The sequence below is a fragment of the Bacillus cereus group sp. N31 genome (genome assembly GCF_016483245.1).
GTDB lineage: Bacteria > Bacillota > Bacilli > Bacillales > Bacillaceae_G > Bacillus_A > Bacillus_A toyonensis.
This window is the reverse complement of the sequence record NZ_JAEHCH010000027.1, coordinates 69,784-81,446: the sequence shown is the minus strand read 5'-3', so window position 1 is coordinate 81,446 and position 11,663 is coordinate 69,784. Positions and strand designations below refer to the sequence as shown.

Here is an 11,663-nt window from a genome sequence, read left to right as displayed (position 1 = left end):
CCTCCAAGTAATAGTGTAACATCCATGTGTATACATGGTCTTTTTCACACTGTCTACCTAAAGGGGATAATATCAATTCCTCAGCAGTCTTTTTTTATTCCCCTCCTCTATTACATCCACATTACAGCATTAACAGCAGAATCATGAAAAATATACTTATTATGACAAATGTTAAGAAAACTCTTTCTTTATGAAATCGAATCCATATGCGTTGATTTTCTACCTATTATATGGCTAAATAGGTACTATATTTATTTGAAGGGAGAGAACGCAATGGAACATCATACTTCTGTTCTATCACTTATGGTTGTAGTTGCAATCGCGTTTTTCGTTCCCCTTTTGTTACAACGCTTTAAATTAAAAGCACTTCCTGTCGTTGTTGCAGAGATCATCGCGGGAATCTTTGTAGGTAAAAGTGGGTTTAATATTATTGAGCCAGATATGTGGCTCCAAGTTTTATCAACACTAGGATTTATCTTCCTCATGTTTTTAAGCGGGTTAGAAATTGACTTTTCTATTTTTAAACAAAAAGGGAAAAAAAGTACGAAAAACGAACCGAACACATTCCAAGCAGCAAGCATTATTTTCTTGTTTATTTTCATCTTATCTTATGCCCTATCATTACTATTCGTATGGCTAGGATTTGTAGATAATGCAATGTTCATGACTTTAATTATTTCAACTATTTCTTTAGGCGTTGTCGTACCAACATTAAAAGAGAATAACTTAGGAAAAACCGCAATCGGACAAATCATTTTATTAGTCGCTGTTATTGCAGACTTAGTTACAATGATTTTACTCGCTGTATTTGTCGGATTAAATTCTGAAAGCGGCCAAAGCATGTGGCTCCTACTCCTTCTATTCGGAGCAGGTATTATCATTTACTTTATTGCAAAACGCTTCAAAAACATCCCATACTTAGATAGCTTAAAAGCTGGTAGTGTACAAATTGATACTCGAGCTGTTTTTGCACTTATCTTAATTTTAGTAGGGTTATCTGAATCTGTTGGTGCAGAAAATATTTTAGGTGCCTTCTTAGCAGGTGTACTCGTATCGTTATTATCACCAAATGAAGATATGGTTGAAAAACTTGATTCCATCGGATACGGTTTCTTCATTCCTATTTTCTTCGTAATGGTTGGTGTAAATCTAGAAGTCTGGTCTATTTTTAAAGAACCTTCTAGTATGCTAATGATCCCAATTTTAATTGTAGGACTCTTTATTTCAAAACTTTTACCATCACTCGTCCTACGTAAATGGTATCCGCGTAATATCGTACTCGGAAGTGCCATCTTATTAACATCAACACTTTCCTTAGTTATTGCGGCGGCACAAATTGGTGAAAAACTAGGAATCATCAGCCCAAGTTTATCCGCTTCTCTTATTTTAAGTGCAGTTATTACTTGTATTTTTGCACCTATATTATTTAAAAAGATGTTCCCAAAAGTGGAAACACCAAAACCGAAAGTATCTATTATTGGCGCGAGCAGAATTACTCTTCCATTATCACTTGATTTAAAACGAGAAGACTATGATGTAACGCTATATATGATGCGCCAAAATAAAATAAATGATGAGGAAGCGAAATCACATGACTTCCCTATCGTGAAATTAGATGATATTACAATTGAATCATTAACTGAACGAACAGCATTTGATGCAGATCGCGTTGTCGTTGCAACAAGCGATGATGAACAAAACTTATTATTAGCAGAACATGCGAAAGAACTAGGTGTTGAACATGTCATTGCAAGTGTAGAAGATCCACTTCTACAAGAAAAAGCAACACAAGAACATATCGCTGTATTCTCGACTATTAACTCTACACGTATTTTATTACGTGCTCTTATCGATAAACCGAGTCTCGTTCGTTTAATTACAACAGCGAACGAAACAGTACGTGAAGTTGAACTACGTAGCAATAAATATAACGGCATCGAGCTTCGTCGCCTTCCATTTTTAGGTGATGTACTTGTCATCCAAATTTACCGAGGTAATAAAGCATTAATACCGCATGGTGATACGAGGTTACAACATGGTGACACACTGCTTGTAACAGGTTCAAAAGAACATATTAATACACTAAAAAACATATTAGAATAGAAAATGCCCCTCACATAATTGAGGGGCATTTTTTTCCATTCTATATGGTAAAATGTTACTATCACATATTATGGGGATGGATCACATTATGTCTATTGTAACTTTAGCTCTATTATTATTAGCGGAAGTACTCGTTGCTATTATTCTCATCGGTGTTAGCATTGAAATTTGTAGTTACGGCTGGAAAAAATCAACTGGCGTCAAATATACTTGTCTCTTGCTTTCGCTCCTTCTCGGAACCGCTAGCATACTCGGACTTTTCGCTGCACCTGCCTATTTCTTTATACAACTAACAGAAAAAGGCTTATAAGGAAGGATGTTAATATAATTACCGTGAAATGTATTGATGCATCTGAAACTTGCGTATTACGTCAAAAATTTTTACACCCGAATCAAACAGTAACAGATTGTAAATACTCTTCCGACTACGAAGCAGATACCTTTCACTTAGGTGCTTTTCTAAGCGATGAACCGATTAGTATCGCTTCCTTCTCAAAAAAATATACCTTGACTTACCAACAGGTATTCATTATCGACTACGTGGAATGGCAACATTACCTAACTTTCGAAACAAACACGCTGGAAGCTCTTTAATTCAAAAAGCGTAACAAGTCTTGCAAGAGCGTAAAGTAAATATTTTATGGTGTAATGGCCGAATTACTGTAACTGACTATTACAAGCGCTTAGGCGTAATCTTTGAAATTGAACCGATTGGCCTTCATAAAGTATTGTATATAAAAAGATATAAGAAAAGCTTTCCGCAATACGGGAAAGCTTTTCTTATATTTCAATCTTCACTTTTTATTTTTTTCATATATATGTATATAAACAAACTAGGAACTAAAAAACAAGCAAACATAATAAGTCCTGTCATACTAATTTCCTTTATCGAAATATCTGGTGTTACAATGATACAAATAGCTAAAATTCCAATAATAATACCTACCGGAATGAATAATAGTTTCATAAAATAGCTGCGTGATACTCCGCCCGTATGCTCATACACTTGCACCGAATTTTTTAAGTTTAAAAAGTTAATACCTATTATCCCGCACATAAATACCATTAATAAATCCGAAATACTTTCATATCCTGCACCTTGCAAAACATAGCGATAAAAAACAATACCTAGTATGACGATATTTTGTAAGATGAAAACGAGTCTAATATGTTTTAGCCCCTCAATCATTAAACGTTCATCTTTCACGATTCTCATCCCCTCACTCCTCTTCCTCCCAAAATAAATCATTTAATGTTTTATCTACCGCATAACAAATTTTCAAACATAAATCTAAAGACGGGTTGTATTTCCCCTTCTCAATTAAACTAATCGTTTGCCTTGTAACGCCTACTTTTTCTGCTAATTTTTGCTGTGTTAAATCTAACTGAACACGCGCGACTTTTATTTTACTTACAGCCATTCATGTTCCTCCTCTACCTTAATTGTAACATATATATTCCATTAAGTAATTTATATTTTGCGTAATTAATTTAATTTTCACTTTCCCCCGCTATTTGCGGGTAATAAACCCCTCACTAATTATAGTTTCACTTTATTATACACAAAAAAGGAGCCTCTCATAAGAAGCCCCTCTTCTATATCTATATTATAAGAATAAATGACATCCAAATAAAATTGTAAATAAGTATAGTAACGGATGTACTTCCATCCCTTTCCCTTTCACAATCTTTAAGACCGGATACACTAAAAATCCGATTGCAATTCCATTCGCAATACTAGACGTTAACGGAATACCTACGAAAATTAAAAATGCTGGTAATGCATCTTCAAACTCATTCCAATTAATATCACGAATACTTTGTGCCATTAAACTACCGACAATAATTAATGAAGGAGCTGTAATAGCAGCTACACTTGATAAAGATGCAATTACAGGACTGAAAAATGCCGTTATAATTGTTAGTCCAACAACTACAATACCTGTTAATCCCGTTTTACCACCCGCAGCAATACCAGCTGACGATTCAATTGTCGCTGCTGTTGGGCTTGTACCAAAGATAGAACCTGTCGTTCCGCCAATCGCATCTGCAATAAACGCTTTACCAAAACGTTTCTCTGTATTATCTGTAATTAAACCTGCTTGTTTAATTAAACCGAGTAATGCACCTGTCGTATCAAATAAAAGTACAAGTAAAAATGAAAATACAACACCATATAATCCATACTGAATTACATCTGAAAAGGCATTGATTGGATTTGAAACGATAATACCCTCTGGTAAATGAGGCATCGCTACAATTTTATCCTCAAACTTCAGTTGCCCCGTAAAGAAGGCGATAATTCCCGTCACAATCATACTAATAAATAATGCACCACTCACACGTAATACCATTAATACCGCAGCTAAAATTAAACCAATTAAAGTTAAAATAACGGCTGGAGAATGAAAATCACCAATCGTAACTAAATTAGATGGATGATCAACGATAATTCCAGATAGACGTAATCCAATAAAAGCAATAAATAGTCCAATTCCACCTGCAATTGCATGCTTTAAACTATCAGGAATTGCGACAATTAACTTTTGCCTAAATGAAGTGAAAGATAATAAAAGAAAAATAATACCTGTTACAAATACTGCCGAAAACGCAATGACATATGTAATCCCCTCGGCCTGTTGAACAACAGAATAAGCAAAATATGCATTCATCCCCATAGCTGGAGCAATAACAATTGGATAGTTAGCTAAAAACGCCATACATAGCGTCCCAATAACTGTCGCAATAATAGTTGCTGTAAAAGCTTGATCAAATGGTACACCTGCATCAGATAATATTTTCGGATTGATGACAAGAATATACGCAAATGTAAAAAAAGTTGTGATGCCAGCTAAAAGCTCTTGCTTCACAGAAGTGTTATATTTTTGTAATTGAAACATGCTTATGTACCCTTCCTACATCTGAATTATTATCACACATTCTTTTCTTACTAGTATGTGAGAAAATATAATACTTAATCTTAACAATCAATAAAAAGAAGAGTCAATATATTCTCTAATAGTGAGAATTTTAAGTTTAAGTCTGACAACTTCAGATGTAGTACAGTTCTTTTTTGATTATTTTTGTAGCATAACAGATAGAAATGTTTTATAATTTGAAATAGTTAAATATTTAGGTAGCTCATTCTACAAGGGGGATTCTTCTTATGCAGCACACAAACAAATCTGGAACTTTAAATCGAGGTTTAAAAGAACGACATATTACTTTAATGTCACTCGGTTCAGCTATTGGAGTTGGGCTATTTTTAGGATCTGCTTCTGCTATTAAACTAGCTGGTCCTTCCATCTTACTAGGTTATATGATCGCTGGACTCGTTATTTTTTTCATTATGCGAGCGCTCGGAGAAATGGCAATTGAACAACCGGTTGCCGGTTCTTTTAGTAAATACGCTAATGATTATATCGGCCCACTTGCTGGCTATATTACTGGTTGGAACTACTGGTTCTTATGGGTTGTTACTTGTATGGCTGAAATTACGGCGGCTGGAATTTACATGCAGTACTGGTTCCCAGATATCCCGCGCTGGACTTGGGCACTACTCGCTCTATTATTAATGAGCGCTTTCAACTTCTTATCAGTAAAAGTATTTGGAGAACTTGAGTTTTGGTTTGCCCTCATTAAAATTGTCACAATTATCTGTATGATAGTAGTTGGAGCTGGCATTATTTTATTCGGATTCGGAAATGGTGGTATCGCTACTGGTATTTCAAATCTTTGGTCACATGGTGGCTGGTTCCCAAATGGATTTTCCGGATTACTACTTTCCTTACAAATGGTATTATTCGCTTATTTAGGCGTTGAACTAATTGGTGTTACAGCTGGTGAAGCTCAAAATCCGAAGAAAACACTCGCAAAAGCTATCGATAACGTATTTTGGAGAATCCTAATCTTTTACGTCGGGGCATTATTCGTTATGATGGCAATTTATCCATGGAACGAACTTGGTGAGAAAGGAAGTCCATTCGTATTAACATTCCAACAAATCGGCATTGCAAAAGCAGCAGGTATTATTAACTTTGTTGTATTAACAGCTGCACTTTCTTCTTGTAACGGTGGTTTATTTAGTACAGGGCGTATGCTATTTACATTGGCACAACAAAAGAAAGCTCCTGAAAGATTCGGTCGTTTAAATAAAAATGGGATTCCAAGTCAAGGAATTGTAGCAACGGCTATCGTTTTACTTGTTGGTGTTATATTAAACTACCTTGTGCCTGCAAAGGTGTTTACATGGTTAACTAGTATTTCAACTTTCGGGGCAATTTGGACCTGGGGAATTATATTAGTCGCTCAAATTAAATTCCGTAAAGGATTATCAACTGAGAAAAAAGACAAGCTAACGTATAAAATGCCTTTACATCCATTAAGCTCTTACTTCTCACTTGGCTTCCTTGCACTTGTACTATGTATAATGGCGTATTCAGAAGATACACGAATTGCATTAATCGTTGGCCCAATTTGGCTTATTGGCTTAGCTATCGTGTATTACATGAAAGGGTTTCATAAGATTGATGAAACACCTAATTCAAAGATTAGTTAAACAAGTTATCCCTTCCTTATTAATTGGAAGGGATTTTTTATTGTGTACATAAATATTTCTCAACAAAATTCACGGTATTTTTACAATTTTTTAATATTTTTTACGTTTTCTGTCTTTATTTTTTCAGAAAAATAAATTACATTATTAAAGCACATATATTTATTATTAGGGGGATTCTTCTATGAAGAATAAAAAATGGATTACATTTTCTTTAGCAACAGCAATTACACTTAGTATGGGGAGTTCGTTCATACCGTCTACTTATGCCGAAAGCTCTGTAGACCCAGCTCCTGAAATTGCTGCAAAGGTTGTAAATCAAAACAATGGGAAGAAAGTATTATTTGATAATACGCACGGTCAAACTGCAGGGACAGCTGACTGGGTTATTGATGGCGGCTTTTCTGATTTCGGAAACGGCATTGCCCAAAATGGATATCATGTAAAAGAACTTCGTAAATCAACACCTATTACATACGAAGACTTAAAAAATTACAACGTGTTTATCGTTCCAGAGGCAAATATTCCTTACAAAAAATCTGAACAAGATGCAATGTTACAATATGTAAAAAATGGCGGCAGTATCTTCTTCATTGCCGATCATTATAATGCAGATCGTAATAAAAATCGCTGGGACTCTTCTGAAGTATTTAATGGATATAGACGCGGTGCTTGGGAAAATCCCGCAAAAGGAATGTCTAACGAAGAAGCAAACTCACAAGCTATGCAAGGAGTAGAAAGTTCCGATTGGCTATCTAATAATTTTGGTATTCGCTTCCGTTACAATGCACTTGGTGATGTTTCAGCTAAAAACATTGTTTCGCCTGAACAATCATTCGGAATTACACAAGGTGTTTCATCGGTAGCAATGCATGCTGGTTCTACTCTAGCAATTACAAATCCAAAACTAGCAAAAGGACTTGTTTATCTTCCAGAAAACCCATCAAAATGGAATAACGCTGTTGATAGTGGTGTTTATAACGGCGGTGGCGTTGCAGAGGGTCCATATGCTGCAATTGCAAAAGTAGGACTTGGAAAAGCTGCCTTTATCGGTGACTCTTCTCCTGTTGAAGATGCTACGCCAAAATACGTTCGTGAAGATTCTGGCCAAACAAAGAAAACTTACGATGGTTATAAAGAAGAAAACGATGCTGTTTTACTAGAAAATATCGTAAATTGGCTATCGAAACAAGAGACATTTACAAGCTTAGATCAAGTAAACGGTTTACAACTTGATTCACCTACTGCTTTACAAACATTTGAACAACCAAGCTTATCAACAGAGCCACAACCAGAACCTTGGAGTGCACCAAACGCTGGTTACCAATGGTTTAATACAAATACATTTAAACCTGGTTCATACGGATATAACGGCGCCGTAACAGCAAACGATTATGTGATTACACGCCCTAGCATTCTACCAAACAATGAAGTGTTCCAAATAAAGATTCAAGTAAACAACTTATTACCTAATACAACTTATAATAACTATTCTTTAGGTATCTTCACGACTGGCGGAACACAAGTAGCAAAATTCCAAAATACAAACGGCACTTGGCCATCTACTTTCGGATATAGTAGCGCCTTCTCATTCACAACAAACAGCTTTGGTTCTGCTGAAAAAATTGTGAACGTACAACTTGATTCAAATACAACTGGACAAGCAACACTTCGTCTACGCCAAAATACAACTGCTAAATATAATGAAGCTGTAACGATTAATAAGAAGTAAAAGAAAAGGCAATCCACATGCGGATTGCCTTCTTCTCATTTCTCTTCTTTTGAGAAAAACATTCTGGAAATGACGATACCTATACTACCTACAATTAAGAATAACACTGCCCTGATCATCATTGAAACTTCTGGTAAGTCTAGAAGGAATAACTTTCCTATCGTTACTACTAAAACAACTAAGCCAGCATACAATATTTCATTCATATTTTTATTCCGTCCAAGCCAAACTGCAAATAATGCATATACCATCCATAATAACGATACTGATACGCTTATTATACTTCCATCTGTAGAAAGAACTTCGCCAACTCTAGTAATTGTAATAAATACAATGACCATGAACCAATAGAGAGCTATAGAATAAACATATTTTCCAAAACTCGTTAATACATCTTTCGCTCGTTTCATGCAGTAATAAAATGTACCTATTAAAATAATATGAGCAACAAACCCAGCTGAAACAAAATGATCAAACGGGCTAAAAATCGTCTGTACCATTCCAATCGCATAAATAGTGGCACTTACATACAGTTTAATTTGTTGTTTTGCTTTAATAGAAGTAACCATACCGAGAAAACCTTGTAACAATAATACAATTGCTGCATTCACTAAACTGTACTCGTATAAAATCGCTAAACTAAATGACCCCATTGCAAAACCAAATAAGAGATTTGCAAATATAGACTGTTTATTCTTCCTATATTCAAGTACAAACATAACAGTATGCACGAGTGCACTTATGACCAATCCCCACGTAGTAAAATCAGGTATTTTTGCAATAGATAAAATAAAGAAAACGGCATTTGTACTAAATATCGCTACTCTTGCTTCTTGTATAAACTCTCTCTCTGAAAACATATGCCAAAATAACAGCAAATGAATTACACCATATACAATCGTTAACTGTATTTGCAAATTCTCTACTAATATCGACATAACAGCAAAGAAGACAAACAGGACAATGGCAGCAACAACATAAGAAATCATATATAAGTACTTATAACGATTTTTCAACGCATACCATAATAAACTAAGTGTTAATATCGTCTCATATCCAAAGAAAATATAAGGATTCGGAGTCGTACTATTTAACAAGAACGGAACGAAGAAAGCTCCGACCGCTACGAAGATAGTAAGGTATTCCGATTGATACTTTTTCGCTAAATAAATCCCTAAAATAACCCATACAATATTACAGATAAACGCAATACTTGCTGGAATAAATCCATATAAATAATGTGCCGCAAACGTCGTTAAAACAATACCTGTAATACTTCCTCCAGCTAATACTAACCCTAACGCTTGCCGCTCTCGTTTAATTTGAATATCCCCTATATAATACAAACCGATAGATAAGGCGATACCAAACACAATTCGTATCGCTGGTGTTAATAAACCAGCATCTACCCCTGCTTTAAATAACCAAATAACCCCAAGTAGCATAATACCGACAAATATACGTGGCAACCATGTTTGGCAAAACTTAATAATATTGAATGGTTCCGGTTTAAAAGCAGATATATTTACTTGTTTTTCCTCAACTTTTTGCACGGGCTCTTTGATCTTTACTACATCTTCTTGTAATTTTTCATCTATTATCGTTTCGATATATACTTTCTTTTCCTTACTAACACGTTGCTGAGCGTTTTCTACTTCTATTTCCCTTTGTTTTGCTTTCAACTCAAAAAGTGCCTCTTGCATCGTTTCAATTGCAGTTTCGAGTGCTTCTATTTTCTTATTCAAATCTTCCTTCATATACTCCCCCCTCACCATTCATTCGAAACCTATATATTACCAATTATCTTTATCATACTCTTAGTCTATTCATTTTTAAAACTATTTTTCCAAAAAAAGAAAGGTGTTTTCCCATTATGGAAAACACCCTTTCACTTATTTGTCCTTATTTATCATGATACTAACGATTACACCAATACACACACCTACAAGAGCTGGAATGATCCATCCTACACCTTCTGTATAAAACGGAATATACTTCAATATTGGCGTCCACTGATTCGTCATCACATTTTTATTTAAAATATCGATTGCACTAAATACCGCTACAATCAAAATTGTAACAGGATATATGCACACATACTTCCCAATATATTTATGGAATAACCCTAAAATAATAAGCGTTAATGCAATTGGATAAATAAATCCAAGAATCGGTACTGAAACTTTTAAAATTTGTGTTAACCCTAAATTAGCTAAAACCATACTAATAAAGCTCAATATAAACGCCCAAACTTTATACGATACTTTCGGAAATACACTTGTAAAAAACTGACTACAAGATGTAACAAGTCCAATTGAAACACATAAACACGCAATAGTAAAAATAAGGCCTAACAAAACTACTCCGCCTTGTCCAAATAACGTCGTCATCACTTGTGCTAACACATTCGCCCCATTATTAAACGTACCTAACGAACCGCTAATTGAACCCACATATCCGAGGATGACATAAATAATAGATAATAAAAGACCTGCTCCAATACCAGCAATACTCATATATTTCGCTAAGCCTTGATCATCTTCAATACCTTTTGCACGTAAAGCATTTGCAATAACAATACCAAAGATTAAAGCCGCTAGCGCATCCATCGTTAAATATCCATCTAAAAATCCTTGGAACATAGGAGCTTGTCCGTAATTTCCAGTAACCTCTTTCACACTACCAACTGGTGTAAACATAGTTTTTATAAAAATAAGTGCAATCATACATAATAATAAAGGCGTTAAAACCTTCCCAAATAAGCCCATTAATTTAGATGGCGATAAACTTAACCAGTAAACAAAGCTAAAGAAAGCGATCGTATAAACTAGTAAAACTACACTACCTGATTCTGGGAATAACTGACCTGGTCCCATTTCAAATGCTAAACTTCCTGCACGTGGTATACCAAGACCAGGTCCAATAAATAAGTACACAATACACGGAAAAATAATTGCAAATGAAGAATGTACTCTACCCGCTAACGTTTGAAAGCTGCCTGCTTTTGCAACAGCAATAACACCTAATATCGGAAGACCTGTTGCTGATATAATAAAACCTAACAGCGCAATCCACACGTGTTCTCCTGCTTCATATCCAAGGAAAGGTGGAAAGATAAGATTCCCCGCTCCAAAAAACATAGAGAATAGCATAAGACTAATAAGTAAAATTTCTTTTTTCTGTAACAATTTCATTTCTTTCTCCTTCTTCAATTTCATCTCTTGTGAAATCAATTCCATACATAAAAAAACGCGGTAATCCGCTTCCTTACAA

Annotated in this window: 9 protein-coding genes and 1 pseudogene; 5 read left to right on the top strand and 5 right to left on the bottom strand. The window is 35.0% G+C overall.

The features are described from left to right. Nucleotides 1-273 precede the first annotated feature (273 nt). The 3 genes and pseudogenes from JDS81_RS25090 to JDS81_RS25080 form a co-directional block, all read left to right on the top strand. Complete coding sequence (locus tag JDS81_RS25090) at nucleotides 274-2,103, top strand: monovalent cation:proton antiporter family protein (RefSeq protein ID WP_000399997.1); 1,830 nt, start codon at nucleotides 274-276, stop codon at nucleotides 2,101-2,103. 52 nt (nucleotides 2,104-2,155) lie between these two features. Continuing rightward, the gene (locus JDS81_RS25085) at nucleotides 2,156-2,413 is read left to right on the top strand and encodes a DUF4022 family protein (protein ID WP_000926990.1); all 258 of its coding nucleotides are present in this window, start codon (nucleotides 2,156-2,158) and stop codon (nucleotides 2,411-2,413) included. 14 nt (nucleotides 2,414-2,427) lie between these two features. Continuing rightward, nucleotides 2,428-2,837 (top strand): annotated as a pseudogene (locus tag JDS81_RS25080) (GNAT family N-acetyltransferase); the annotation flags it as partial. Between the two features lie 53 nt (nucleotides 2,838-2,890). Here the strand turns inward: JDS81_RS25080 and JDS81_RS25075 are convergent. The 3 genes from JDS81_RS25075 to JDS81_RS25065 all read right to left on the bottom strand — a co-directional run bounded on the left by JDS81_RS25075 (nucleotide 2,891) and on the right by JDS81_RS25065 (nucleotide 5,003). Continuing rightward, nucleotides 2,891-3,319, bottom strand: coding sequence for a hypothetical protein (locus JDS81_RS25075; protein ID WP_001223559.1), 429 nt, complete (start codon nucleotides 3,317-3,319; stop codon nucleotides 2,891-2,893). A gap of 4 nt (nucleotides 3,320-3,323) precedes the next feature. Next, on the bottom strand, nucleotides 3,324-3,524 hold the full coding sequence (locus JDS81_RS25070; protein WP_000301176.1) for a helix-turn-helix transcriptional regulator: 201 nt from the start codon (nucleotides 3,522-3,524) through the stop codon (nucleotides 3,324-3,326). 186 nt (nucleotides 3,525-3,710) lie between these two features. Continuing rightward, complete coding sequence (locus tag JDS81_RS25065; protein ID WP_087949404.1) at nucleotides 3,711-5,003, bottom strand: NCS2 family permease; 1,293 nt, start codon at nucleotides 5,001-5,003, stop codon at nucleotides 3,711-3,713. Nucleotides 5,004-5,269: 266 nt separating this feature from the next. Between JDS81_RS25065 and JDS81_RS25060 the strand changes: the two genes are divergently transcribed. Together JDS81_RS25060 and JDS81_RS25055 are read left to right on the top strand one after the other, a co-directional pair. Continuing rightward, the gene (locus JDS81_RS25060) at nucleotides 5,270-6,661 is read left to right on the top strand and encodes an amino acid permease (RefSeq protein ID WP_001164886.1); all 1,392 of its coding nucleotides are present in this window, start codon (nucleotides 5,270-5,272) and stop codon (nucleotides 6,659-6,661) included. Between the two features lie 181 nt (nucleotides 6,662-6,842). Next, a complete protein-coding gene (locus JDS81_RS25055; protein WP_097954901.1) occupies nucleotides 6,843-8,390 on the top strand; it encodes a DNA-binding protein in 1,548 nt (515 codons plus the stop codon). Between the two features lie 35 nt (nucleotides 8,391-8,425). On the opposite strand, the gene JDS81_RS25050 is transcribed toward JDS81_RS25055, so the two are convergent. Both JDS81_RS25050 and brnQ1 read right to left on the bottom strand, forming a co-directional pair. After that, nucleotides 8,426-10,147 carry a DUF2339 domain-containing protein gene (locus tag JDS81_RS25050; RefSeq protein ID WP_088055954.1) on the bottom strand — a complete coding sequence of 574 codons (1,722 nt, stop codon included), beginning with the start codon at nucleotides 10,145-10,147 and terminating at the stop codon, nucleotides 8,426-8,428. 135 nt (nucleotides 10,148-10,282) lie between these two features. Continuing rightward, complete coding sequence (gene brnQ1, locus JDS81_RS25045; RefSeq protein ID WP_079996339.1) at nucleotides 10,283-11,584, bottom strand: branched-chain amino acid transport system II carrier protein BrnQ1; 1,302 nt, start codon at nucleotides 11,582-11,584, stop codon at nucleotides 10,283-10,285. Nucleotides 11,585-11,663: the final 79 nt, after the last annotated feature.